Source organism: Oxalicibacterium faecigallinarum (assembly GCF_014635705.1).
Classification (GTDB): domain Bacteria; phylum Pseudomonadota; class Gammaproteobacteria; order Burkholderiales; family Burkholderiaceae_D; genus Oxalicibacterium; species Oxalicibacterium faecigallinarum.
In genome coordinates this window covers 371,983-397,230 of record NZ_BMDI01000002.1, presented here as the reverse complement: position 1 = coordinate 397,230, position 25,248 = coordinate 371,983, and the positions used below count along the sequence as shown (strand labels likewise).

Sequence of the window (25,248 nt, the reverse complement as noted above, 5' to 3'; positions counted from 1 at the left end):
GTTTAATTTCCCGCCAAAATACTCATCACCGCCATCCGTACCGCGATACCAAAGGTCACCTGCGGCAGAATCACGGCTTGCGTGCCATCGGCAACCGCCGATTCGATCTCGACACCACGGTTCATTGGTCCCGGATGCATGACGATCGCATCAGGCTTGGCCAGCGCCAAACGTTCAATCGTCAGGCCATAGCTCTTGAAGAACTCCTGCGCCGATGGCAGCAAGGCGCCACTCATGCGTTCGTTCTGCAAACGCAGCATGATGATGACATCGACGTCCTTCAAGCCCTTGTTGATATCGGTGAAGACACGCACACCGAGCTGCTCCAGTCCACTCGGTAACAAGGTACGCGGTCCGATCGCCCGCACCTCCGGCACACCCAGCGTTGTCAAGGCATGGATATCGGAACGCGCCACGCGGCTATGCAGAATATCGCCCACTATCGCCACTTTCAGATTGCTGAAATCCTTCTTGTAGTGGCGGATGGTGTACATATCCAGCAAACCCTGCGTCGGGTGCGCGTGACGACCATCCCCGGCGTTCACGACACGTACATGATGCTGTTTGGTGTCATTGAGATGCTTGGCAATCAGATACGGTGCGCCCGATTGCGAATGTCGCACCACAAACATGTCCGCATGCATGGCCGACAGATTGTCGATCGTATCGAGCAGCGACTCGCCCTTGCTCGAGCTGGACGCCGCGATATTCAGATTGATGACATCGGCAGACAGTCGCTTGGCTGCAATCTCAAATGTCGTGCGTGTGCGGGTCGAGTTTTCAAAAAACAGATTGAAGACACTCTTGCCACGCATCAGCGGCACCTTCTTCACCTCGCGATCACCAATGCTGACAAAGGAAGAGGCCGTATCGAGAATGTGCAGAATGTGTGCCTTGGGCAGGCCTTCGATGGTGAGCAAATGCTGCAACTCACCATTCTTGTTCAATTGCGGATTAAGCATGATCCACCGTCAGGGAAAAACGGCCATCGTCGGCCCGTTGCAAGACCAGCTGACGCTGGTCGGGAATGGAAATGGTTTGCGCCACAAAATCGGCAGCGACCGGCAATTCACGTCCACCGCGATCCGCCAATGCTGCCAGCATCACACGCGCCGGACGGCCATAGTCAAATAGCTCATTGATCGCTGCACGTGTCGTACGACCGGTATAGAGCACATCGTCGACCAGCACGACCGTTGCCCCTTCGACATCAAAAGCGATCTGCGTCGATTTGACATCCACCTTCAAGCCTTTTTCTGCGTAATCGTCGCGATGAAACGACACGTCGATAAAGCCGAGTCGATCCGTCAGTTGCAGATCGGCAGCCAGTCTTTCTGCCAGCCAGGCACCACCGGAATGAATGCCGACAATGGCGACGTTCTCGACCTGTGCCAGGCCGGATTTGACCTGTTGCAGCAAGGTCGCATACATCGCCTCGGCGTCGAAATCAGGATTGGGATTCGTCATCGAAATATTGTTGAAGGATGATTGCGGCCGCACGATCGTCGATCGTTTCGCCACGTTGGTAAGAAATCACGGCAGACGAATACCGCTCGTCCACCAGTACGGTTGGTACATCAAAACGCCCATGCAACTGGTTGGCGAAACGACGGCAGCGCACGGTCATTTCATGCTCGGCACCGTCAGGATGACGCGGCAAGCCGACGACGCACAAGGCTGGCTGCCACTCCCTGATCAACGCGCCCAACTCGGCAAACTTGCCGTCATTGGTCGCCGCACGAATCACGGCCAGCGGTTGTGCCTGTCTGAGCACCGTATTGCCCACGGCAACACCAATCCGCTTCAGCCCAAAATCAAAACCGAGCACCGTTTCCATCAGAGCAAGACGCTCTCTGCCATCTTACGCATGACCAGCCTCCGCACTCAACATCAGCGGATCGATACCCAGCAACTTGAGAGCGGCAGTAAAACGTTTTTCCAAAGGCAGATCGAACAGGATCGTGCTGTCTGCCCGGACTGTCAGCCAGCCATTGCGAGCAATCTCGTCCTCAAGCTGGCCGGCACCCCAACCCGCACAGCCCAGACTGACCAGCATCTGGTCAGGGCCTTCGCCGCGCGCCACTGCTTCCAGAATATCCTTGGACGTCGTCATGGCGACCGTCTCGGTCACGGCCATGGTGGACGAAAACACGCCCTGCGGCACATGCAGGACAAAACCGCGATCAGACTGTACCGGCCCGCCATACAGCACCATGTCGTGCGGCGCGGATGGTTCGGGCGCGATTTCCAGCTTCAGATCAATCCGACTCAACAGGTTCTCCACCGTCATGTCCGTCGGCTTGTTGATGATGACGCCCAAGGCACCGCTCGTATTGTGCTCGCACAGATACACAACTGTCCCGCCAAAAACGGGATCCTGCATGGCGGGCATGGCAATCAGAAAATGGTCTGCCAGACTCAAGCCTGCCGGCCGATCGTCGGAACTGGAGGAAAAATCAGGGAATTCCGGGAGAGAACCCGGATCAGAGGGAGAATTGCTGGTCTTGCGTTGCTTCGGCATGGCCGCTATTTTAGCAGTTTTGCACAATCGGTCAGGCCGTTTTTGGCCTGCCTGTCCGTCCGGCGGCATACAGAAAACCCGCTTTTCGACGTGCCGCCGCCCCGACCAAATTGTCATTTGAAACCGATCATGCCCACATTCGACACCGCACTGGTGTGGTTCCGACGCGATCTGCGTCATTTCGATCATGCCGCATTGCATCACGCCCTCGCACAAAGTCGGCAAGTCTATTGCGCCTTCATTTTTGACCGCGCCATTCTAGACGATCTGCCCAGACCGGACAGACGTATCGACTTCATCCATGCCAGCCTGACGGAACTTCGTGCCGCCTTGCAAGAAATGGGGGGCGAACTGATCGTCCTGCATGCCGCGGCAGAGCGTGCAATTCCAGAATTGGCACAGGCCCTTGGCGCCGATGCCGTTTTCGCCAACCGCGACTACGAACCGGCTGCCATCAAACGCGACCAGAATGTCGCGACGGCACTCAACAAAGCTGGACGTGCACTCTACACATTCAAGGATCAGGTCATCTTTGAGTGTGACGAGGTTTTGTCGCAATCCGGCACGCCTTTTTCCGTGTTCACCCCCTACAAGAATGCCTGGCTGAAGAAACTGCATACAGGACCGGAAGACGCCTGGTTGCAGGCCTACGACACCGAGTCGCAACAAGGACAGCTCGCAGCAGCCCCCAAAGCCTTGCAGCATATGCCATCGCTCAAGGAACTCGGCTTTACGCCATCCAATCTGCATGAACTGAAGATACCGACAGGTATGAATGGCGGTCAGATGCTGCTTGACGACTTTGGCGAACGCATGTCCCAGTATCATCAGACCCGTGATTTTCCGGCAGTCAAAGGGCCGTCCTATCTGTCAGTCCATTTACGTTTCGGTACCGTATCGACGCGCGCCCTTGTCCGTCGCGCTTTGCTCACCATGCGAGCCGGCAATGGCGCAGGCAATTCCGGCGCGGCCACCTGGCTGTCGGAACTGATCTGGCGCGAGTTCTATTTCATGATCCTGCACCACCATCCGCATGTTGAAACCCATGCCTTCAAACCCGCTTATGACGCCATCAAATGGGAAAGCGGCAAACATGCCGAAGCGCTGTTCGCAGCGTGGTGCGAAGGACGCACAGGCTATCCACTGGTCGATGCCGCAATGGCCCAGATCAACCAAACCGGCTACATGCACAATCGCTTGCGCATGGTTGTCGCGTCTTTTCTCATCAAGGATCTGGGCATCGACTGGCGCTGGGGCGAACGCTATTTTGCAGAAAAACTGAATGACTTCGATCTGTCTGCCAATAATGGCGGCTGGCAATGGGCCGCGTCTTCTGGCTGTGATGCGCAACCGTATTTCCGCATCTTCAATCCGGTTACACAATCCGAGAAGTTCGATGCGGATGGCAAGTTCATCCGTCGCTATCTGCCGCAACTCGCCCAGCTATCGAACAAGCACATTCATGCGCCATGGAAAGCGGCGCCAACGTCGCTGCAAACAGCCGGCGTGGTGCTGGGAGAAAACTATCCCAAACCCATCATCCAGCATGAAGAGGCACGCGCCCGAACCTTGCAGCGCTATGCCGTCGTCAAGAAGGTCACTGAATCCTGATATCTGTCTACCCAAAAAAATCCCGCTCGCAGGCGGGATTTTTATACCAACTTACTGTTGGTCCAGCGATGAATAGCGGCCGACAAACCCGGCAATCAGTTCCAGCAAGACATCTTCCTGATACGGTTTGCCTAGATACTCATTCACGCCAAGCTCCATGGCAAAGTTACGATGCTTGGCTGCGGTGCGCGAGGTGATCATGATGATCGGAATCGCACGCGTACGCTCGTCATCACGAATATTGCGTGTCAGATCAAAACCGTCCATACGCGGCATCTCGATATCGACCAGCATCACATCCGGCGTGACCGATTGCAGGTGTTCCAGCGCATCCACGCCATCCTTGGCCAGCACAACCTGATAGCCTTCCCGCGTCAGCAGACGTTGGGTTACACGGCGTACCGTCAGTGAATCATCGACCACCATGACGATTGGCGTCGTCCGCAGCCCCTGCACGGGATCGGCAGTGCCTGTCCCGTCCGAGGACGACATCTCTGCCACGGCTCCCATCCCATCCGGCGTATCGAAGGCACTGAGTCGTGGCGCACGCTGATTTTCAACAGCAGCACGTTGCGCCAGTGGCACCGGATTCAAAATCAGCACGATGTCACCGGAACCCAGTACGGTCGCGCCAGTAATACCGATCATGCGTGATAGCTGTGGTCCGATATTCTTGACCACCACCTCGCGAGAACCAATCACTTCATCTACATGGATGGCGATCCGTTCGGCACCACTCTTCAGAATCAGCAACGGCGAATACTGCTGCGTCACTGGCGCGGCATCGACATCACCAAGCAAGGTAGACAAATAGTGCATCGGGACCCGATGGGACTGCCACATGATCATGCCGTCGTTATAGGCCTGCGTCAGCGCGCCGGATTTCAGTTGCTGCACCTGCTCGACCAGCACGGCCGGCACCGCATAAATACGGCCGCCTGTTGCCAGCAGCACAACCTGCGTGACGGCCAGCGTCAGTGGCAAGTGAATCGTGAACTGCGCGCCGACACCTGGCTCAGAGACAATCGCCACGCGACCGCCAAGTGATGCGGCTTCGGATCGCACCACATCCATGCCGATACCACGTCCTGCGAGTTCGGTAACTTCTTCCGCGGTCGAGAATCCAGGATGGAAGATCAGATCCGTGACTTCGGCATCAGACAAAACGGTCTCATCACTTAACAAGCCCACCGCAGATGCCTTGTTACGGATGCCGTCGATGTTCAAACCCTGACCATCGTCAGAGAACTGAATGACAACCTCGTTACCTTCCTGACGGACCTCGATGCGCAACTCGCCGATATCATTCTTGCCCGCGGCGCGGCGTTTTTCACGCGACTCGATGCCGTGTACGATCGCATTCCGCAACAAGTGCTCGAATGGCCCCGTCATTTTTTCCAGAACACTACGATCGATCTCGACGCCACTGCCACGAATATCGAGATTGACACGCTTGTCCATTTCCTTGGAAGCCTGACGCGTCACGCGATACAGCCGTTCCGAAATGCTGGCGAACTGAACCATACGCACGCGCATCAGATCTTGTTGCAAATCGCGCGTCAGACGTGCCTGTGCGGACAGATCGGTACTGGCACTTTCCACTGTGCGATGCAACGTTTGCTGCACCGTGCCAACGTCGCTGACGCTCTCGGCCATCATGCGCGTCAGTTCCTGCAAACGGGTGAAGCGGTCGAATTCCAGCGGATCGAATTCACGATCGGCAGAACTCCCCATGCTGGACGTAATCTGGGACTCCGCCTGCATCTCGATCTCGCGCAACTGTTCACGCAAGCGCGATACGTTATCCGACAACTCACCAAGCGACTGCCTGATCGTGCCTACTTCCGTTTCCAGACGCGAACGCGAAATCGATACTTCACCAGCCTGATTGACCAGACGATCCAGAATATCCGCACGCACACGCACCAGTGGCGACGCTGCAGGCGTCGTCACCGCACGCGAGTCAGGCGTAACCGGCGCAGGCAAGAGCTTGTCGGACGACAATGGCAGCAGCGGTGTCACCTCAACCAGTTCGGCGGCAGGTACCGTTGACGGGTCGTCTGCAACAACATCGGTTTCTGCAGCAACTGCTGCTGGCGAGATTGATGGCAACTCACCGTTTTGCAGTTGCTCGAACAGCTGCAAGGCATGGTCGTAACGGCTCAGCAGATCTTCCAATGCAATCGTCGATGGGTAACCCGCGTGAGCAATGTTTTCAATTCGGGTTTCCATCTCGTGCATATGCTGACCGAGCGTCATCGCGCCCGCCATCCGTGCACTGCCCTTGACCGTATGCAGCAAACGCAACAGCGCCTGTGGCGCTGCCGTGTCGCCGGTGTTGTGTTGCCAGGCCCGCAGGATTTCAGCCATCTGCGGCAACATATCCCGCCCCTCTTCAATAAAGACAGGCAACAGATCCGCATCAATCTCGTCACGAATAATCAGAGTCGGATCAAGGCGCTCTTCGGCGGCCGGCGCATAATCAGACTCCTGCAACGTCGGCGATGCCGCAACCACTTCCTCTACAGTCACATCCGGGATCTCGGTCGATTCGACTGCCAGTGCAGGGGCAAGCACGTCGGACAACAGAGGGATACCTTGATCGAACGTGACGTCTTCTTCGGTCTGGACAACGACATCTGTCGTCGCCAGCGAGCGGAACTCGAAATCCTCCAGCATCGCCTCAAGTGCCTGAATCTGCTCCTGATCGGCTTGCGGCATATCGCCCAGCGCAAATGCCTTCAGCATGTCACGTATGCGTTCAACCGACTGATCCAGCACATCGTACTCGGTCAACAGCAGCTTGACGGGTTTTCTGGACAGGTACTGCAAGACAAGTTCCAGCGCATGGGCAAGACGATGTAACGGCGTAAAGCCAACGGTTGCTGAACTGCCAGCCAGCGAATGTGCCGCATGCACCGCCACCATACTGACCTGACGATCAGGCTCGTGGCGCCACTCACCAAAATCCTGCACCAGACGGCGTACCAGCTCATCGGTTTCTGCCAGATAAATGCTATGCAGCGGCAGACTGATTTCCAGATCGCCGATCCGCTTGATGTTGTCTTCCACGCGCGCAACCGCCATCGGATTGCCTGGAAAGTCGATAACATCGGCAATCGGCTTGCCTGGTTCAGGCGACTGCTCGGTCTCATTCGCGCTCTCGGCCGCCTGCGCATCGACAGGTTCATCAACAACGGTGACTGCATCGCTTGCCGTCGGATCCGGCGAGATGACATCAACGGTCTCTTCTTGCGCGTGATCAGATGTTTCCTGTACTTCGACCTCGGTTTCAGACACGGCTGCATTGAAGGCATCAAACGACGCCAACGCGTCGTCACCAAGCTCAGGTTCTGACAGATCAACGTCTGTTGTAGTGCTTGCCGTCGGCACCACATTTGCATTCTCTTCCGTCGATACGGTCGTTCGTGCGGGTCCGCTATCGGACGACGATGCTGTCGCATCAAACTCGTCCATCTGCGGCGAGGAAGGCACTATCGCTGCGCTTTCTTCCAGACGGAACGGCTCGCCATTTTTCACCCGCTCGGCCGCATCGATCAATGCCTGCCCGGTGCGATCCGAACGTCCCATGGTTTGCATGTCAAGTACCCATGCACCCAACTCACTGGCTGCATGAGCCACCAAGGCATACATCTCGCTATTGCCCTGCCCTTCGGACAAACGTAGATTGAGAACTTGCTCGATGCTCCACGCAGTATTGCCAAAGGCGGACAAACCCACCATGCGGCTACTGCCTTTGAGCGTATGGAAAGAACGACGCAGCGTCGTCAGGTATTCCTGATTGTGTGGCGCGCTGCGTGATGCAGGCAGATTTTCTGCCACACAAGCCAGCACTTCCACTGCCTCGGTCAGAAAAATATCGAGCAGTTCCGCATCAATCTCTTCTTCCGTTTCCGGTGCGACAAGCGGAGCAATTGTTTCCACAACAGGCGAGGGAGATGGCGCAACGAGAGCAAGATCGTCAAGCACATTGTGCGTCGGCACGAAGTCCGGCGATTCCAGCATATCGATCAGATTGCGCGCCCGGTCACCGGCATCCGGATTATCGACCAGCGTCGCATCCATGCGAACCTGTTCGAGCGACTCCTTCAACTGGCTCTGCAACAAGACATTATCTGGCTCGGCGGCCAGCGAACGCACCAGCGCCTGCGATTCCAACTGACGTTGCAACAACTCATCTTCCACTGTCGGCAGGGTTGCGGCGGTGGCAGGCTCGGCGGCGACACCGGCATCAATGACTTCTTTTGCCGGCGCCACTCGTGCAGGCACATCCACCTTGACCGTCAGTTCATCACCGGTCGGGCGTTCTGTCCGCTCGGCGTGGAAAACGCCATGCTCATCATCAAAGCGAAAACGTACACGCTTGCCATCGTCGTGAAGCTGCAAGGTCTCCAGGAAGAATCCCAGTGCGCCGACATTGTTCGCAACCTGTTCAAACGCAGCCACATCTGGCACTGCATCGCTTTCCAAAAAGCCGCGTACCGCGTCCTGCACATGGCGTGTCGCACGCACAGCATCATCGTGATCCAGTACCGCCAATGCGCCACTGATCTGGTACAGCACACTATTGACGTCGGATAAACCGGCACGCTGCTGCGGATCACGGAAATAAGCATCGAGCCCTTTTTCCACCTGCCGCAAACTGGATTGCAGTTCGCTCGACAAGACTGCCATGGTCTGGCGTTGCTGTGCTTCACGCGACATCTCGTCCAGCCATGATGCGGATACGGTCAATGGCTCACCAGCAACGGCAGACAACAGTCGCGCGGTCAATGCGTCGGCGCGCTCGGAAAAATCATCGGGCAGATGCGTGATCTGCTGCAAGGCATGTTCTACAAACAACAGGCTGGTGGCGATTTCCAGACTCAAGGCATCGCCTGGCGCTGTGTGCGCGGCATGCCGCGCAATACCGCTCAGCTCCTTCAGCAATTTGGACAAGGCCGGTGTGGCAAGCCGGCTACCTGCGTCGGCCAGCGCATTCATTTCCAGCTCGAACGTCGGCACGACGCCGGCATCGCCTCCTGCAAGCCTGTTCCAGAGGATCTTGGCCTGTGCCAGGCGCTCTTTGGCAGCAGCCAGCGATTGCACATCGACCTGCCCGTAACGTCTGGTTTCGTAATCCTGCGGCACAACGCCATCGAGCTGATAAACCATGCAGATTTGCTGCACAGCTGGTGATGGCTGCTGAATACGCGCAATGAAGAACAGCGCATCACGCAGCAGCCGTTCGGCGATACTGAACGACCCCTCACCCAGCCGACGAATCTGCAGATTGATACGAGCAAACAACTGTTTGACATACAACTCGGCAGGAATCTGACCGGAGGCAACCGCATCGGTAAAGCCTGCCATCACCCACCAGAAAGCACGCGCCTGAGAGTTGGTCTGCGCACTTTCCACATGCTGGACAACATCGCGCATGGCCAGCGCACCTGTCTTGCCGAAAGCTGCATCGCTTTTCAGATACGTGAGCAAGGCGCGTTCAAAGCGTTTGCGCAAACCGACGTAATCGTCGGCGCTCAGATGTTGCGTCGCAGCAGGCAGCTGAGGACGGATAGCCAGGTTGGGGAAGAACAGATCGGCTGGATGAATACGCTCCGCCCCCCGTACTTCCAGCAAACCGCGATAGTAGGGAAACAGGCGGACCGGTTGGTGCGGCAGGCCGGCGAGCAACTCTTCCAGATATTCAACCAGTGCCTGATACGCCAGCACAATCGCGTCAATACTTGACGCATTCAATTCAAGCTGTTCCGCTTCGAAACGCTCGAACAACTCCTCGACAGTCTCGGTAATGATGGCGACGCCATCGACATCGATAATTTGCAAGGCACCATGTGCCTGATGCAGATATGCCTTGGCTTGTCGCAACGAGGTCGAGCGCGTATCGGCATCGCCGCTCAACGCCTCGCCCAGCGCAACGCGCGAGCGCGTCAGCGCTTCGCTGATCTCACCGATGACCCACGACAACGGTCCGGTATCGAAAGGTTCTCTGCCGCCCGGAGACGAAGAAGAGGATGGGGTATTCATGACTGCCTCGCGGTGCACTGATGAGCATCCGCCATCGCGGGCTCACCACAAGTTCTGTTCAGTCGCAGCCGGCAAACCGGCCGGGGTGACGATCAGGCTGTAACGCGGAAACGCGATACCGAGTTTTTCAGTTCCTCTGCCAGTTTCGAGAGTTCACCAATCGAATAGGCGGTTTGCTGCGTACCTTCCTGCGTTTGTTCCGTAATCGTCAGAATGCCCTGAATGTTCTGCGCCACGCCGTTGGCCGACGTTGCCTGCTGTTCTGTCGCCGAGGAAATGCTTTGAATCAGATCTGCCAGTCGGTTCGAAACGCGACGGATATCCGCCAGTGCCGCACCGGCCGCATCGGACAGACGCGCACCTTCGACCACACCCTGCGTCGATTTCTCCATCGCGGCGACCGCATCATGCGTATCGGTCTGAATGGTACGGACCAGCGCACCGATCTGCTTGGTTGCCTCACCGGAGCGTTCTGCCAGTCGCTGCACCTCTTCTGCAACCACCGAGAAGCCGCGGCCTGCTTCACCTGCCGATGCTGCCTGAATCGCAGCGTTCAGTGCCAGCACGTTGGTCTGTTCGGTAATGTCGGAAATCAGTTCGGTAATCTCACCAATCTCCTGCGAGGATTCACCGAGTCGCTTGATTCGTTTTGAGGTTTCCTGAATCTGTTCACGAATCTCGTTCATGCCCTTGATCGCGTTTTCCACCGCACGTGCGCCCTGTTCTGCTGCGCTAACCGATTGACGCGCCACCTCGGCCGATTCATTTGCAGATTTCGACACATCGGTAATCTGTACCGCCATTTCGAGTACAGCCTGACCCGTTTCCTGAATGTTGCGTGACTGCTTTTGCGAGGCTTCCAGCAGGCCAGCCGAAATATTCTGTGCCTGATTGGACGCCGAAGTCACCTGTTCCGCAGTGTTCGTCACGCGACCGACCAGTCCGCGCAACTCTTCCACCGTGTAGTTAACCGAGTCGGCAATCGCGCCCGTAATGTCTTCGGACACGGTCGCCTGAATCGTCAAGTCACCGTCCGCCACTTCCTGCAATTCATTCATCAGACGCAGAATCGCGGCCTGGTTCTGATCGTTTGCCTGTTTGGCTTCCTCTTCCTGCTTCAATGCTTCCAGACGCAGATTTTCTGCCGCCAAGCTTCGCGCCTCTGCTTCGCGGGTACGATTGCGACCATCCTGCAGCGCAATCAACGCAAGGCCCACCGCCGATGCCAGTGCAGTCACAACCGCCAGCAGCATCAACCAGAATGGTAGGGTCAACGAATCCTGATCGCCGCGATAGCTTTGCTGGATATCCGTCAGGCGCTGCTTGAGTGCCTCGTTCTCTTTAAAGATCAGTTCTTCAGCCTGTTTTGCCGCAATAAAATTTTGCAGATTGCCGAGAATTTGCGCGATCGATTTCTGGTACTCACCGAATGCCGTCTGCAACTCCAACAGTTTTTCGCGTGTCTCCGGCTCGGTCACCCGTGCCAGACGTAGCTGATCGCTGCCGTTCAGAAAACCCTCGATGATGTCGCGAAAGGTGTTGGTATCCTTACCCAGCAGGAACGCCGTTTCCGGATTCACACCCTCGGAACTCAGAAACTCATTTGCGCTTCGGGCCAGACGCTGCGTCAACATCACCAACTGACCGGATGCCGCAATTTCACGCGGCGACGCACCGCTTTGCGCTTTCAGGTTTGCAATCTGCTCGCTCAACTCCAGCAGCGTCGGCGAGATCGCATTCATGCTTTGCAGCGTTGCGCCGAAGCCGGTCAGCACTTTTTCCATCTTCAGGATCGTTGCCGCCGCTTTGTCGGTACCAGACCACAATGCTTGCGTTTCCTTCAGCATGGCATCCATCTTGGTACTTGGCGTTCCGATTGTGCGGCCTTGGTAATTGCCGCCTTGCGACAAAATGGTCAGATCGTTGTTGAATTCCTTGCGGCTATCTGCCAGCTGCTTGAATGCTTCCGGGTTACCCTGAATCGCGTTTGGCGTCGCCTTACCGACACGCTGCGAGTGCATCAGCGCATCACCTGCGATCTGGGTCTGGGTCGATGTCAGCGCTGACGAATCCGCGTTCATCCAGACGAACAACACACCCAGCACCACGGAGCCAAGCAGAGTACCAACCAGGATCCTGTTCTGTTTCTGCAGCGGATATTTACCGATCAGCGGTAACGTGATGTCGCCGCTTTTCTGCAGCATGTCACCGATATAAGTCGCGTTAGGATTGAATTCGCGCGGTGTTTCACCATGCACATCATCGGCAGCGGCATTTGCAATCGGATCGCTGCTTACCGCGCTTTCGGGCAGGACATCGGGCTGGGTCGTGGAAAGATCTACCACGACATCCACGTCATCAGTCTCTGTCGCCGCTTTTTTTGGCTTGGAAAAGAGCGGTAATTTGAACGCCATCTTTGATTCTCCTGACTCTGCTGATTCTGTTACGTTGCGCCGCTTGTCATTGCCAAGGAGCGGTATTAAAGACCTACGTGTAGGAACGCCGGCTGCTGGATGACCTTTGCCAGATCAAGCTCGCTCCATACGTGCGACTCCTGATCAAGATAACGTTGTCCGATCCATGGCTGTGCGTCGCCAGCCTCGTGTTCACGCATCTCGGTCACATTACGCAAACCAAGCACACGCGACACCAGCAAACCGCAATTGAATCCTAGTGAAGAACTGAAGGCGACAATTCTGCTGTCTTTGTCGATCACCGTTTTGGCGCCGCCCTGAAAGCGCGCGAAATCGACCACGCTGACCAGATTGCCACGAATATTGATCAAACCCAGATACCAGGGTTGCGTCAGCGGCACAGGCGTAATACCGCTGGCAGAAACAATTTCGCCCGCGGCCTGCAGATGCAGCAAGTAACGGCTGCCGCCAATCAACACACCAAGCTGGCTGACCTGTGTCGACTCGCTGCTGCGCGCCGTTTGCATCCGCTCGACCAATTGCGCCTGAAATTCACGCAAACGCGTGCGGCGCGCACTGTGGTCCGGCTGCTGCACTTGCAGGTCAGAAGTGGACTGGCTCATGGACCGGCTTAGCTGAGCGCTTCGATTTTGGAGAGAAGCTCCGCAGGATCAACGGGCTTGACGATGTAATCACGTGCACCTTGACGCAATCCCCAGATGCGGTCGGTTTCCTGTCCCTTGCTGGTACAGATGATGATGGGTACGTTCTGTGTTTCGGGATCCCGCGCGATTGCACGGGTAACCTGAAAACCGTTCTGTCCTGGCATGACCACGTCCATCAGGATCAGCTCTGGCTTGTCGGCCTTGATTTTCAGCAGTGCCTCTTCACCACTTTCCGCAGTGGAAACCGAAAAACCTTTTTTAACCAGAATATCGGTCAGGAAGTAACGCTCAGTCGGTGAATCGTCAACGATGAGAACTTTTTGAATAGCCATCAGTAACCCTTGGATCGAAATTATTTTGCGAGAGCAACGACATGCTCGCGTACTGTCTTGAGCAGACTGTCTTTGGTGAATGGCTTGGTGAGATAGGCATCGGAGCCGACCATGGCGCCACGCGCACGATCAAACAACCCATCTTTGGAGGAAAGCATGACAACGGGGGTGGCGTGGAATTTTGCGCTCTTCTTGATCAAAGCGCAGGTTTGATAACCATCGAGACGCGGCATCAGAATGTCGCAGAAGATCAACGATGGCTTGTGATCATTCATCTTGGCAAGAGCATCAAAACCATCGTCTGCCAGAACAACCTTGTATCCTGCCTGCCCCAGAAAAATCTCTGCCGATCGACGAATGGTACTGCTATCGTCAATCACCATGATTTTCATCTCAGCGTTTTCCAGTGCCGTCGTCATGATTCATCTCATTGAACTGTCGAGACAATATACGGCTCAACAGTGCCAAAAAGCAAGATTCTTGAAACCTTCTCAAGCGCGCTTGGGCGGCACGCCGTGGTTTTTCGACACAAATTGTTAAACCGGTAAGGCAGATGAAACAAAACCGGTGCAGAAGCGTGATGACTTACACAACAACCATTTCAAAATCTTCCTTGCGTGCACCGCATTCTGGACAGGTCCAGTTCATTGGTACATCCGCCCAGCGTGTTCCCGGCGGGATGCCTTCTTCCGGCAACCCTGCGGCTTCGTCGTAGATCCAGCCGCAAATCAGGCACATCCAGGTCTGGAATTGTTCGTTTGATGTTTCGTTAGTGCTCACGGCAAACAGCCCTTCAAGTTAAAATGCAGAGTCAGCTATCTTAATATACCCGCCGTGCAAAACCAAACTTCCCCGCTTATTTTGACCTTTGGTCCGTCCGATCCGGTCGGCGCTGTCGGCATTCAGGCTGATCTGGCCTCTTTTGCCGCCATGGGCTGCCACGGCTTGTCCGTCGTGACCGGATTACTGATCGGCGATACCGCCCGCATCGAAGACATGCAGGTTGTGGAATCGGACTGGGTAGCCGATCAGGCGCGCGTCCTGCTCGAAGACATGCCGGTCACGGCCTTCAAGGTCGGCGTCGTCGGCAGCATTGAAAATGCCTCGGCGATTGCCGAGATCGTTTCGGACTATCCGGATGCGCCTCTGATTTTCGATCCGTTTCTGTCGTCCCAGCCTGAACAGGGACCGGAAGGCGAAGACATGCTGATGGCGTTGCGCGAGCTGCTGATTCCGCAAACCACCTTGCTGATCATTTCAACAGTGGAACTGACCCGTTTAGCTGAAACCTGGCGTGAGCCGTCGGATGACGACATGCTGGCCGTCGATGTGATGCGCCTGATCGAAATGGGATGCGAATACGTATTCGTCACCAGCACACCATCCGATCTGACCGATGTGGCCAACACCCTGTTCGACAGCAGCGGCGTGATCCGGCACGATAACTGGCAGCGCATTTCCGGCTCCTACAGCGGCAGCGGCACAACCTTATCCGCCACGATTGCTGCATTGCTGGCAAACGGCCTGGATATGCCGGAAGCCGTGTTTGAAGCGCAGGAATTCACGATTGCGTCGATTGCCAATGCGCAGCGCCTTGGCATGGGTCGTCTGATCCCTGATCGCTATTTCTGGGCTCGCGAATCGGAAGAGCTTGGCAACGCGCCGCCTCCCATCCAGTAACTATTTTCTCTCTCGCATGACAACTCAAAACGAACGCCTGTTCGCCCGCGCTCAACAAAGTACGCCGGGCGGCGTCAATTCCCCCGTCCGTGCCTTCCGCTCCGTCGGCGGCACGCCGCGCTTCATCACGCGTGCCGAAGGCCCTTACTTCTGGGATGCCGATGATCGGCGTTATATCGATTACATCGGCTCCTGGGGCCCAGCCATTGTCGGTCATGCCCATCCTGAGGTCGTCAAGGCAGTGCAGGAGGCGGCCGCGCGCGGCCTGAGTTTTGGTGCACCGACCGAAGGTGAGATCGACATGGCAGAACGCATCTGCCAACTCGTGCCATCGATCGAACAAGTGCGCCTGGTGTCGAGTGGCACCGAAGCCGCCATGAGCGCGCTGCGTCTGGCGCGTGGAGCGACCGGGCGGGACAAGATCATCAAGTTTGAGGGCTGCTATCACGGCCATGCTGATTCGCTACTCGTCAAAGCCGGCAGCGGCTTGCTGACCTTTGGGAATCCGACGTCGGCTGGCGTACCGGAAGATTTTGCCAAACACACGCTGGTCCTCGACTACAACAATCCGCAGCAACTGGAAGACGTCTTCAAGAAAATGGGCGACCAGATTGCCTGCGTGATCGTCGAACCGATTGCTGGCAACATGAATCTGCTGCGCGCCACCCCTGAATTTCTGCAGACCATGCGCCGCGTCTGCACGCAGTATGGTGCGGCCCTGATTTTTGACGAAGTGATGTCGGGATTCCGCGTTGCCCTCGGCGGGGCGCAATCGATTTACGGTATCGCACCCGACCTGACTGTGCTCGGCAAAGTCATCGGCGGTGGTTTGCCAGTCGCCGCGTTTGGCGGACGTGCTGATCTGATGCAGCATCTGGCGCCCTTGGGTGGCGTCTATCAGGCCGGCACGCTGTCGGGTAATCCGGTAACGGTGGCTGCCGGCATGGCAACCCTGAAACTGATTCAGGCCCCCGGCTTCCATGACACGCTGGCCGCGCAAACCAGCAAACTGGTACAGGGGCTCAGTGCCGCGGCTGCTGATCATGGCATTGCATTTTGTGCAGATTCGGTTGGCGGCATGTTTGGCCTGTATTTTGCCGAACAGTTACCGGTTTCTTACGCCACGATGATGGAATGCGACAAGCAGCGCTTCAATCGCTTCTTCCATGCCATGCTGGATGCGAATGTTTATCTCGCACCATCCGCGTTTGAAGCGGGCTTTGTATCGGCACAGCATGATGACGCCATCATCGCGCAAACGATTGCAGCGGCAAGCGACGCCTTTGCGCTGATCGCGAACGACATCAAGTAATCCAGGCCACCCAACAAAAAAGCCTGCCGATCATGCGCTCGGCAGGCTTTTTCATATTGCAAGGGGTGTCTTACTTCAGCCAGCCGCGACGACGGAAATACCAGAACGGCGTGACGGCAGAAGCAATCATCAACAGAATTGCCAGCGGATAGCCAAACGTCCAGTCGAGCTCTGGCAATACCTTGAAGTTCATCCCGTAAATGCTGGCAATCAGCGTTGGCGGGAGGAAAGCAACCGATGCCACCGAGAAGATCTTGATGATCTTGTTCTGGTTAATGTTAATGAAACCAACGGTCGCATCCATCAAGAAGTTGATCTTATCGAACAGGAAAGCCGTGTGACCATCCAGCGATTCAATATCGCGCATGATCTGGCGCGCTTCTTCAAATTGCTCGGAATTCAGCAGACGACCACGCATCAGAAAGCTGACCGCACGGCGCGTATCCATCATATTGCGCCGGATACGACCGTTCAAATCTTCCTCGCGCGCGATCGAGTTCAGTACACCGGCCGCGTCTTCATCGCTCAGTTCTTCCTGCAACACGCTGCGGCTGACGTCTTCCAGCGTCTGATACACACCTTCGAGAATATCGGCGGAATACTCCGCGTCGGTCGCATACAAATCGAGCAACACGTCCTTGTAGTCGGTAATCGAGCCAGGGCGTGAGCGCGCGCGCATACGCACCAGCCGGAAGATTGGCAAATCTTCAGAATGGACAGCGAACAAAATATTCTTGGCAAGAATGAAAGCGACGGTAGTGATACGGGATGGCCCATCGTCTTCCTCGATCAGGAAGTCGGTACGCAGATGCAGGTCGCCGTTGTCTTCTTCGTAATACCGGGCCGAAGCCTCAATGTCTTTAACCTCGTCCTCGTCCGGCAGGGTCACACCGTAAATGCTCTTGACCCAGAAACGCTCTTCCTCTGTCGGATCGCGCAAATCGACCCAGACCGGCGTCGTATTCATCAGGTCGGCGCGCGTCTCGATATTGACCTGATTCAGCCGGCCATTTTGCAATACAAACACATTGATCATAAGCGCTCCCAAGCCGCATATCACGAGGATAAAAACGGCAAAGCCTGCAGTGCGCCGACGTCTGCAGGCAACAAATTTTTAAAGGGGACACGGCCGGACAAACAGCCAGGACGCGACCTCCCACCATATCCGGCGAGAGGCGCTCAAACAGAAGCGTTACAGCACGATCTCGCGGGATTGACCATCATGCGACAGTCGGCAACCTAAATAAGGACTACCCAAGACGGGTCTCCAAAAACGAAAACAGCGCAAGTGTACTGATAAGTCCAACGGCTCGCAAGCCGATTACGTGGTAGATCACAAGTTTGTTGTCCGCGTTCTGCAAGCCAGTCTAAAAGAACATCATGACCACTTGATGAAGCCAGCAATCAGACAGCGAAAAGTCAGGGAAGTGCCGCAGAATTCATACGCCGCAGGATCAAGTCCGTACGACGCGCCAGATAGCCGGACCCACGATTGACGTCGTAAAAACGCGGGTTCGGCAACATGACCGCAAGGCGTGCTGCCTGATAGGCACTGAGCGAGGCAGCCGATGTGCCGTAGTAGTGACGCGATGCCGCCTCTGCGCCAAACACACCCACACCCCACTCGACCGAATTGAGATAGATCTCGAAGATGCGTTCCTTATCCATCCAGAACTCAAGCATGTAGGTAATGACCACTTCCTGCCCTTTGCGGATGTAGCTGCGCTCCCCGGACAGGAAGAGGTTCTTCGCCAGTTGCTGCGTGATCGTCGAACCGCCTGCAACGACCTTGCCCTTTTTCAGGTTTTTCTCGTAGGCCTTTTGCATTGCCACCCAATCCACACCTTCGTGACCGGAAAAATTGGAATCTTCCGACGCAATAATGGCGCGCTTGAGATGATTGGAGATACGGTTGTAAGGCACCCAGGTATGCTTGAGCTGTGCCTTCGGATTTTTTTCCTGCATGATCGACAGTTGATGCCGCATGAAACTGGTCGATGACGGATTGAAATACGTCCACCAGCCAATCTGCAGGAAAAAATAAAGCTGCAAGAGCAAGATCAGAAGAAACGGTGCCGCGATCAGCCAGAGCAGCAGCTTGCGCATTTTTTTCTTCATGGGATTCTGATCCGGCGTCTGAAAACGATCAGGACGACAACTGCGAACGCAATGCCGCATACACAGCATCCGTCAGCGGTCTGACCTGTCGCCATTGAAAGAAGGATTCGGCAGCCTGCTCTACCAGCATGCCCAACCCGTCACGTGTCTGCGCACCCTGCTGCGCTGCGAATTGCATAAAACTGGTCGGCGCGGCACCATACATCATGTCGTACGCCAGGGTATGCGGCGCAAACACTGCCGGCGCAATCGGTGGCACATCAGCCGTCAGGCTAGCTGCCGTTGCATTGATCACGATATCGAACGGCGTATGCAGCGCTTCGAAACTGCTGACCTCGATATCCTTGCCCGTACCGAATTGTGCGGCCAGCTCTTCTGCCTTGGACACGGTGCGATTGGCCAGCACCAAACTGGCCGGCCGTTGCTCCAGCAAAGGCAGAATGACGCCACGTGCAGCGCCGCCTGCACCAAGCAGCAAAACCGATTTACCCGTCACAGGTACATGCGCGTTCTTCACAATATCCTGTACCAGACCGACGCCATCGGTGTTGTCGCCAATGATCTGGTCACCGCGGAACATCAGCGTATTCACCGCGCCTGCGGCTTTGGCCCGTTCGGTCAGGCTGGTTGCCAATGCATGCGCTTCCAGCTTAAACGGCACGGTGACATTCAAGCCTTTTCCGCCATTCGCGATAAAGGTCTGCACGGTTTCGACAAATCCATCCAGCGGAGCGAGCAGACGTTCATAAGTCAGTTGCTGCGCGGTCTGCTGTGCGAAGCGCGCGTGGATATCGGGTGACTTGCTGTGTGCAATCGGATTACCGATCACCGCATAACGATCAAACTGCTTATCGTGCATGATCAATCAGTTTCCTCTGGTTTCTGTCTGCAGCGAATCATCGCGTGTGAAATTGAAGCGCGTGATGATTTCCCACACGTCGTCGCGACTCGTCGAGCGCATGTTTTCCGGAAAGCGCGGGAAAGGCGCCGCACGTCGCACAATCGCCAGTGCCGCCGCATCCAGATCAGGATTGCCGGATGAACGCTCGATACGCGGCCCGCCCTCTTTCATATACAACGTACCATCCTGAAAGATCGGAATGTAGACCACCATTTGGCCATACAGTTTGCGACCATCCTTTTGCGGAAAATTCAACGTACCGATGTTTTCGATTTTGGTTTGCAACGCCTTGTAATAGGCGGCGTAACCCACTTCTTGCGTGCTTGGCGTAACCTGCGTCTTCTTCGGTCGCTTGTTGTAATCCTCAATACTGCGGGCGATTTCCGCCTCGCGACGCAACAGTGCGCGTGCGCTATCCAGCATGTCCGTTGCTCTCGGCTGCGGCAATTCTTTTACCGGTTCGACGTCGGTCGTTTTCTGCGTGCGGACATTTTGCTTGCTTTGCATCTGCGCCAGCAATTGCTGCTGCTGCCGCTCCAGTTCTTCGATCTTGCGACGCGATGCCTTGGTACTGTCGCCATCCGCACTTTGTCGCAAATCCGGCAGAGGCGATTTGGCACGGCCTTCTGCATGGTTGCCGCCACCATCCAGATTTGCCTGTGCCAATGCATCGGCCTTCAACGGTGCACGATCATGTTTAGCATTGACCAGAATAACTTCCAGCCCAGGATCCGTCGGCTGAAACTTGAACGCTTCTGGCGCGACAAAGCGCACTGTCAGCAACGCCGCATGCGCCATCACTGAAACAGTAATGGCGATGGAGAGCGTACGATTCTTGGTGAACAGTTTCACGCGGCCGATAATCGGAAGGGTTGAGACGAATCGGTTGATTTTAAGTCAAACGCATTGCCATGAACGAAACACGGCAAGACATTTATTTGTCTGTTGCATCAGCGACCGGCCCTGCGACATCATCCGGTACCGGTTCAGCATCGGCTTCCAGCAAATCTTCCTGCATCTCTTCGTCCAGCTCTTCTACAGCGTCTGCGCTGTTCGCCTGCTGGATTTCGAGCACGCGTGCTTCCACTGACAAATCGACTTCATCCCAGCGCAGCAAATCCAGCCGCACCTGCGCGCCACGTGCTGCCTGCGGCATACCGGGCAGACGAATCACCAGCGGGATATCCGTCAGACGAACGATTTCATCTTTCAGGACAACGGCATCGACCTGCATGGTCGGGGCATCACCTTTTTCCTGTCCAAGCCATCGCAGGCACCAGTACCGTTCCATATCACTCTGGAACGAAGCATAGGCGCTATACGCAGCATCAAAGGCCGACACGATGGCAAACAAATCCGCATCGCGTTGCTTGAAGGGTGCTGCCAGCGGCGCGGTCACGCCATGCTCGGCACAGGCCAGAATCTGCCATTGGTTAACGAGGTCGGTGTAACGACGCAACGGTGAAGTACTCCATGCGTACTGATCCACACCCAAGCCCTGATGCGGCGCAGCATGCGTCACCATCTTCACCTGCATCTTGGCGGCCCAGCCATGCCCCATTCCCTGACTGCGATAGATGCCTGGCACGCCATGATCGTGCAGGAATTTCCCCCACGTGCTGTTGGCGAAAATCATGAGTTCCGCCACGATCTTGTCGAGCGGCGCACCCCGTTTGCGGCGCTGGATCGACACCACATCGTCTTCCACATAGAAGTTGAAGTCGACCCGATTGTTCTGCTCCGGCCGCAAGCCGAATGCCTCGCGTTTGAGCATACGGGCTTTTTCCAGCACCTGCACCCATTGCCAGAGCAAGGACAAGTCATCCTTGTGCGGATAGTCACCGGCATTGGCCGCCAGATTTTCTTCCGTCACCAGCCCATCGAGGTCGTTGTGACGCAGATTGGCGGCGATCGGCACACCTTCCGCACGGGTCTCGGTAGACAAGACGGACCAGTCACTCGTGTCAACCGTCGCATAGAGTGACAAAGCAGGACACACCTTGCCTTCGGCCAGCGTAAACGCATCAACCAGTTCATCCGGCAACATCGTGATCTTGTCGCCTGGCATATAGACTGTGGACAGACGCTGGCGCGCAATCGCATCAAGCGCGTCATCCCGTTTGATGCCCAGCCCCGGTGCGGCAATGTGAATACCGACCTTGACTTTGCCATCCGGCAGACGTGTCACCGACATTGCATCATCAATCTCTGTCGTCGTCACATCATCGATGGAAAAAGCCTGCACGTCGGCGACCGGCAACTCGGGCAAGCTTGGAATCTGAATTGCCGGAAACCCAATCCCTTTTGGAAAGGATTCAAACAGGAACTTGGAAAAATGCAGTTCCTTGGCCGACGCAATACCGCCGGCAGCCAGCATCAATCGCTGTGGCGCAATTTGCAACTCGTTGCAAGCAGCATCCAGTGCCTTGTATTCGATGGTGTTCTTGTCCGGTTTGAACAGCAACTGATGCACGATATTTCGCATCGCATCCGGCAGCCTGTTTGCTTTCAATTCCTCGACATACTGCGCCTGAATCAAGCCTTGCTGACGCTTCCTTTCGATACCGGCCAACGCTGCTTTCAACGCCGTTTCGGGCGCAGCCTTGTAACGTCCTTTGCCCTTTTTCTGAAAATAGATTGGCGCTGCATGCATGCGCATGATCAGACCCGCGGCCTCATGCGGCTTGGGATCGTGACCGAAGTATTCCGTTCCCAATTCGGCAAAACCGAACTCTTCCTGTCCTGCGACTTCCCACAGAAAATCCAGATCGATATCAGCCGCAATCGCCTGCGCCTCCGTCATGAATTCGGCAGGCGAGGGTGAAGCAAACTGCAGCAACACATCCTTGGCCCGCACTTTCGCACGTTTGCCGGAAGGCATCTCGACCTGATAGGCCTCGCCCTGTTGCGCCATCGAAACGCCCGCCTTGAAATCCCCGGACTCGTCAAAAAATAAATTCATTGAAACACTTGCTCATGGTTACGTCAGTGGCGATACATCGCATGACTTGTTGCTACCGGCAGCATCGCCGGTTGGTATTCTTCCTGTCTGCTACGTGCTGTTCATTCGCGCGCCGGTCCAATGCGATCAAGCGCCGGTAAAAAAATCTCTGTCACCAGCAGCAATCCTTGCCGACGTCGATACAGACAACGACGCGCAAAGAGCGGCATCGCAATATCGACGTCTAATGCCTGCGCCGCGCGCCGCATGAGCGGGTGACAAACACGCAATCGGGCATATTCCAGCACGCCGCGTTGCACACGCGGATCACCAAACAATGTGGTGCCGAGTGAACGCTCGCCCAATCTGCCGAAAAACGGCCAGTCCGATGCGGTGGCAGTCAACGGCACGACCGTATGCGCATAAACGACCGGTTGCTCGTCACAGCGCAACAACACCTCGCGCTGTTGAACCGCAACCCGGCGTGGCAAATCAATCGCCTGCACTTCATCACGCAAAACACGCGCATTGCCTTGCATCAGACGCTGTACGCGAAACCGTTCGCAACGCTGCATCAGCTTGACCGTCAGTGACATCTGATCCGTCAGCCATGCCTGCATCGCCGGGGAGGCGTTGACATGATTGATATTGGACGTCCAGCGGGCAGATGAACCAGCCTGTTTCGTCACGCACGCGCTCCTACACCACAAAACGCCAGTACCTCATCCGCATAACCGGCAAAATCGGAGAGACCGTGATCGCTGCCCTGAATGATGCGCTGCTTGGCGCCGGCAAACTGTACGACCATTTCCCGCCAGTCCAACAATTCATCCCCTGTTGCCGCGATCAGGAAGTAGCGTTCCGAACGTGTGATGCGGTCGACTGCCAACGCCTGCAGTTCATCGATATACGATGCCTTGAATTCAAATGGCTCATTGGAGTGATATTGCGTTTTCACCCCCACCTGCGATGCCAGATCGCGCGCAGCGTGCACGGCCGGATTCAGCAATACAGCCGCACAACCCAGGCGTTCCGCCATCCAGGTTGCGTAATAACCGCCCAGCGAAGAACCGATCAACGTCAAGCTGGCCGGATCGACTTGTTCGGCAGAAGCCATTGCCAGCTCGATCGCCTCGCGTGGCGAAGGCGGCAACTGGGGGCAGCAATACTCGTCATCTCTGCCAAGCGCACGCATGCGTTCAGCCAGCAAACTGGTTTTAAACGACTGCGGCGATGAACGAAAGCCGTGCAGATACAGAATCATGATTGCAAGGCGTCCAGTATTTTCTGGTGCACGCCACCAAACCCACCATTACTCATCACAAGTACATGATCACCAGGCTGCGCCTGTGAGGTCACCGCCTGCACCAGTGCAGGCAAATCATGGAATGCCGATGCCTTTTGACCGAGCGGAGCCAGTGCTGCTGACAAATCCCAACCCAGCGCATCTTTGCCACCGCCAGTCGCGCCATAACCAAATACCAGATCGGCATCAAGCAGACTGCCGGGCAAGGCATCCTTCATCGTGCCAAGCTTCATGGTGTTGGAGCGCGGTTCGAGCACAGCGAGAATGCGTGCTGCACCGACCTTCTTGCGCAAACCGGCAACGGTAGTGGCAATGGCCGTCGGATGATGGGCAAAGTCGTCGTAGACTGCGATATCGTTGACCGTGCCGCGTAATTCCATGCGACGTTTTACGTTTTCAAAGCGATCGAGGGCGCTGATTGCCTGCGACGGCACCACGCCGACATGGCGAGCTGCAGCAATCGCAGCCAATGCATTCATGCGATTGTGCTCCCCCGTCAACTGCCAATCGACAGTGCCTTGTTTTTCGCCCTTGAACAACACATCGAAACGACCATCCTCGTAGGTCGTCAGCGACCAGCCATCCGGCGCTGCACCGCCAAACCATTCGCATTCGCTCCAGCAACCACGCTGCATAACACGCTGCAATGCTTCTTCACGCGCATTGGCAATCACGCGCCCGACACCCGGAACCGTACGCACCAGATGATGGAACTGGGTTTCGATCGCCTTAAGATCGGGAAAGATATCGGCGTGATCGTATTCCAGATTATTCAAAATCGCGGTCTTGGCGCGGTAATGCACAAACTTGCTGCGTTTGTCGAAAAACGCTGTGTCGTATTCATCAGCTTCAATGACGAAGAACGAGGAATGCGCGCCACTACCAGACAAGCGGGCTGAAATGCCAAAGTTCATCGGCACCCCACCGATCAGAAAGCCGGGATCGTACCCGGCGTCTTCCAGTATCCATGCCAACATGGACGACGTCGTGGTCTTGCCATGCGTACCCGCCACAGCCAGCACCCATTTGCCTTGCAGAATATGCTCGCCGATCCATTGCGGGCCGGATACATAGGGCAGACCACGATTGAGGATTTCCTCCATCAAGGGATTACCGCGCGAGACGACATTGCCGATCACAAACAGATCGGGCTTGAGATCGATCTGCTCCGGGCCAAAACCTTCGATCAGCGCAATACCTTGCACCTCAAGCTGAGTGCTCATCGGCGGGTAGACATTGGCATCGCAGCCGGTGACCTTATGGCCGGCGGCCTTTGCCAATACGGCCAGCCCACCCATGAAAGTGCCGCAGACGCCAAGAATGTGGATATGCATTGTAGAATTTCAGATTGGAATAACAGGATTTTACCTGACGCCGCCACGATCGCCCTTGATCAACA

The 25,248-nt window shown here is 56.0% G+C and carries 21 protein-coding genes; 3 read left to right on the top strand and 18 right to left on the bottom strand.

The window, feature by feature from the left end:
* Positions 1-2: 2 nt before the first annotated feature.
* The 4 genes from IEV29_RS11920 to IEV29_RS11905 are packed head-to-tail and all read right to left on the bottom strand — an operon-like array spanning position 3 to position 2,521.
* The gene (locus IEV29_RS11920) at positions 3-962 is read right to left on the bottom strand and encodes an aspartate carbamoyltransferase catalytic subunit (RefSeq protein ID WP_188381513.1); all 960 of its coding nucleotides are present in this window, start codon (positions 960-962) and stop codon (positions 3-5) included.
* Positions 955-1,467, bottom strand: a complete 513-nt coding sequence (gene pyrR, locus IEV29_RS11915) for a bifunctional pyr operon transcriptional regulator/uracil phosphoribosyltransferase PyrR (RefSeq protein ID WP_188381512.1) — start codon at positions 1,465-1,467, stop codon at positions 955-957. The genes IEV29_RS11920 and pyrR overlap by 8 nt, the downstream gene beginning before the upstream one ends.
* Positions 1,448-1,837: a Holliday junction resolvase RuvX gene (gene ruvX, locus IEV29_RS11910; RefSeq protein WP_188381511.1), complete on the bottom strand. Its 390-nt coding sequence runs from the start codon at positions 1,835-1,837 to the stop codon at positions 1,448-1,450. The genes pyrR and ruvX overlap by 20 nt, the downstream gene beginning before the upstream one ends.
* Positions 1,838-1,861: 24 nt before the next feature.
* Positions 1,862-2,521, bottom strand: a complete 660-nt coding sequence (locus IEV29_RS11905) for a YqgE/AlgH family protein (protein WP_188381510.1) — start codon at positions 2,519-2,521, stop codon at positions 1,862-1,864.
* Between the two features lie 129 nt (positions 2,522-2,650).
* Between IEV29_RS11905 and IEV29_RS11900 the strand changes: the two genes are divergently transcribed.
* The gene (locus IEV29_RS11900) at positions 2,651-4,132 is read left to right on the top strand and encodes a cryptochrome/photolyase family protein (RefSeq protein WP_188381509.1); all 1,482 of its coding nucleotides are present in this window, start codon (positions 2,651-2,653) and stop codon (positions 4,130-4,132) included.
* 51 nt (positions 4,133-4,183) lie between these two features.
* On the opposite strand, the gene IEV29_RS11895 is transcribed toward IEV29_RS11900, so the two are convergent.
* The 6 genes from IEV29_RS11895 to IEV29_RS11870 all read right to left on the bottom strand — a co-directional run bounded on the left by IEV29_RS11895 (position 4,184) and on the right by IEV29_RS11870 (position 14,329).
* The gene (locus tag IEV29_RS11895) at positions 4,184-10,180 is read right to left on the bottom strand and encodes a FimL-related protein (RefSeq protein ID WP_188381508.1); all 5,997 of its coding nucleotides are present in this window, start codon (positions 10,178-10,180) and stop codon (positions 4,184-4,186) included.
* 92 nt (positions 10,181-10,272) lie between these two features.
* The gene (locus tag IEV29_RS11890) at positions 10,273-12,594 is read right to left on the bottom strand and encodes a methyl-accepting chemotaxis protein (protein ID WP_188381507.1); all 2,322 of its coding nucleotides are present in this window, start codon (positions 12,592-12,594) and stop codon (positions 10,273-10,275) included.
* A 65-nt stretch (positions 12,595-12,659) separates the two neighbouring features.
* A complete protein-coding gene (locus IEV29_RS11885) occupies positions 12,660-13,217 on the bottom strand; it encodes a chemotaxis protein CheW (protein WP_188381506.1) in 558 nt (185 codons plus the stop codon).
* A gap of 8 nt (positions 13,218-13,225) precedes the next feature.
* Positions 13,226-13,591 carry a response regulator transcription factor gene (locus IEV29_RS11880; protein WP_188381505.1) on the bottom strand — a complete coding sequence of 122 codons (366 nt, stop codon included), beginning with the start codon at positions 13,589-13,591 and terminating at the stop codon, positions 13,226-13,228.
* A gap of 20 nt (positions 13,592-13,611) precedes the next feature.
* Positions 13,612-14,010: a response regulator gene (locus IEV29_RS11875; RefSeq protein WP_188381504.1), complete on the bottom strand. Its 399-nt coding sequence runs from the start codon at positions 14,008-14,010 to the stop codon at positions 13,612-13,614.
* Between the two features lie 166 nt (positions 14,011-14,176).
* Complete coding sequence (locus IEV29_RS11870) at positions 14,177-14,329, bottom strand: rubredoxin (protein WP_188381837.1); 153 nt, start codon at positions 14,327-14,329, stop codon at positions 14,177-14,179.
* A 96-nt stretch (positions 14,330-14,425) separates the two neighbouring features.
* Between IEV29_RS11870 and thiD the strand changes: the two genes are divergently transcribed.
* Both thiD and hemL read left to right on the top strand, forming a co-directional pair.
* Entirely contained in the window at positions 14,426-15,271 is an 846-nt protein-coding gene (gene thiD / locus IEV29_RS11865) for a bifunctional hydroxymethylpyrimidine kinase/phosphomethylpyrimidine kinase (protein WP_188381503.1), read from the top strand.
* A gap of 16 nt (positions 15,272-15,287) precedes the next feature.
* Positions 15,288-16,583 (top strand): glutamate-1-semialdehyde 2,1-aminomutase, encoded by a 1,296-nt coding sequence (gene hemL / locus IEV29_RS11860; RefSeq protein WP_188381502.1) that lies wholly within the window; start codon positions 15,288-15,290, stop codon positions 16,581-16,583.
* Positions 16,584-16,653: 70 nt separating this feature from the next.
* Here hemL and corA read toward each other — a convergent pair whose 3' ends face one another.
* The 8 genes from corA to mpl all read right to left on the bottom strand — a co-directional run bounded on the left by corA (position 16,654) and on the right by mpl (position 25,183).
* Positions 16,654-17,619 carry a magnesium/cobalt transporter CorA gene (gene corA / locus IEV29_RS11855; RefSeq protein WP_188381501.1) on the bottom strand — a complete coding sequence of 322 codons (966 nt, stop codon included), beginning with the start codon at positions 17,617-17,619 and terminating at the stop codon, positions 16,654-16,656.
* 383 nt (positions 17,620-18,002) lie between these two features.
* Positions 18,003-18,701 carry a monofunctional biosynthetic peptidoglycan transglycosylase gene (gene mtgA, locus IEV29_RS11850; protein ID WP_229726373.1) on the bottom strand — a complete coding sequence of 233 codons (699 nt, stop codon included), beginning with the start codon at positions 18,699-18,701 and terminating at the stop codon, positions 18,003-18,005.
* 28 nt (positions 18,702-18,729) lie between these two features.
* On the bottom strand, positions 18,730-19,560 hold the full coding sequence (gene aroE, locus IEV29_RS11845; RefSeq protein ID WP_188381500.1) for a shikimate dehydrogenase: 831 nt from the start codon (positions 19,558-19,560) through the stop codon (positions 18,730-18,732).
* 6 nt (positions 19,561-19,566) lie between these two features.
* Entirely contained in the window at positions 19,567-20,454 is an 888-nt protein-coding gene (locus tag IEV29_RS11840) for a TonB family protein (protein ID WP_229726372.1), read from the bottom strand.
* An 82-nt stretch (positions 20,455-20,536) separates the two neighbouring features.
* Complete coding sequence (locus IEV29_RS11835; RefSeq protein ID WP_188381499.1) at positions 20,537-22,564, bottom strand: ribonuclease catalytic domain-containing protein; 2,028 nt, start codon at positions 22,562-22,564, stop codon at positions 20,537-20,539.
* 101 nt (positions 22,565-22,665) lie between these two features.
* Entirely contained in the window at positions 22,666-23,232 is a 567-nt protein-coding gene (locus IEV29_RS11830) for a chorismate--pyruvate lyase family protein (protein WP_188381498.1), read from the bottom strand.
* Positions 23,229-23,807, bottom strand: a complete 579-nt coding sequence (locus tag IEV29_RS11825) for a YqiA/YcfP family alpha/beta fold hydrolase (protein ID WP_188381497.1) — start codon at positions 23,805-23,807, stop codon at positions 23,229-23,231. Before IEV29_RS11825 ends, IEV29_RS11830 begins: the two co-directional genes overlap by 4 nt.
* Positions 23,804-25,183: a UDP-N-acetylmuramate:L-alanyl-gamma-D-glutamyl-meso-diaminopimelate ligase gene (gene mpl / locus IEV29_RS11820; protein ID WP_188381496.1), complete on the bottom strand. Its 1,380-nt coding sequence runs from the start codon at positions 25,181-25,183 to the stop codon at positions 23,804-23,806. The genes IEV29_RS11825 and mpl overlap by 4 nt, the downstream gene beginning before the upstream one ends.
* Positions 25,184-25,248: the final 65 nt, after the last annotated feature.

Excerpts from the sequence above, each read along its gene's own strand:
- IEV29_RS11900 (WP_188381509.1), top strand. The coding sequence starts at position 2,651 with ATGCCCACATTCGACACCGCACTGGTGTGGTTCCGACGCGATCTGCGT.
- IEV29_RS11890 (WP_188381507.1), bottom strand. The coding sequence starts at position 12,594 with ATGGCGTTCAAATTACCGCTCTTTTCCAAGCCAAAAAAAGCGGCGACA.
- mtgA (WP_229726373.1), bottom strand. The coding sequence starts at position 18,701 with ATGAAGAAAAAAATGCGCAAGCTGCTGCTCTGGCTGATCGCGGCACCG.
- IEV29_RS11835 (WP_188381499.1), bottom strand. The coding sequence starts at position 22,564 with ATGAATTTATTTTTTGACGAGTCCGGGGATTTCAAGGCGGGCGTTTCG.
- corA (WP_188381501.1), bottom strand. The coding sequence starts at position 17,619 with ATGATCAATGTGTTTGTATTGCAAAATGGCCGGCTGAATCAGGTCAAT.
- hemL (WP_188381502.1), top strand. The coding sequence starts at position 15,288 with ATGACAACTCAAAACGAACGCCTGTTCGCCCGCGCTCAACAAAGTACG.
- IEV29_RS11880 (WP_188381505.1), bottom strand. The coding sequence starts at position 13,591 with ATGGCTATTCAAAAAGTTCTCATCGTTGACGATTCACCGACTGAGCGT.
- IEV29_RS11895 (WP_188381508.1), bottom strand. The coding sequence starts at position 10,180 with ATGAATACCCCATCCTCTTCTTCGTCTCCGGGCGGCAGAGAACCTTTC.
- IEV29_RS11920 (WP_188381513.1), bottom strand. The coding sequence starts at position 962 with ATGCTTAATCCGCAATTGAACAAGAATGGTGAGTTGCAGCATTTGCTC.
- IEV29_RS11905 (WP_188381510.1), bottom strand. The coding sequence starts at position 2,521 with ATGCCGAAGCAACGCAAGACCAGCAATTCTCCCTCTGATCCGGGTTCT.
- IEV29_RS11885 (WP_188381506.1), bottom strand. The coding sequence starts at position 13,217 with ATGAGCCAGTCCACTTCTGACCTGCAAGTGCAGCAGCCGGACCACAGT.
- IEV29_RS11825 (WP_188381497.1), bottom strand. The coding sequence starts at position 23,807 with ATGATTCTGTATCTGCACGGCTTTCGTTCATCGCCGCAGTCGTTTAAA.
- ruvX (WP_188381511.1), bottom strand. The coding sequence starts at position 1,837 with ATGGAAACGGTGCTCGGTTTTGATTTTGGGCTGAAGCGGATTGGTGTT.
- pyrR (WP_188381512.1), bottom strand. The coding sequence starts at position 1,467 with ATGACGAATCCCAATCCTGATTTCGACGCCGAGGCGATGTATGCGACC.
- IEV29_RS11870 (WP_188381837.1), bottom strand. The coding sequence starts at position 14,329 with ATGTGCCTGATTTGCGGCTGGATCTACGACGAAGCCGCAGGGTTGCCG.
- aroE (WP_188381500.1), bottom strand. The coding sequence starts at position 19,560 with ATGCACGATAAGCAGTTTGATCGTTATGCGGTGATCGGTAATCCGATT.
- IEV29_RS11875 (WP_188381504.1), bottom strand. The coding sequence starts at position 14,010 with ATGACGACGGCACTGGAAAACGCTGAGATGAAAATCATGGTGATTGAC.
- mpl (WP_188381496.1), bottom strand. The coding sequence starts at position 25,183 with ATGCATATCCACATTCTTGGCGTCTGCGGCACTTTCATGGGTGGGCTG.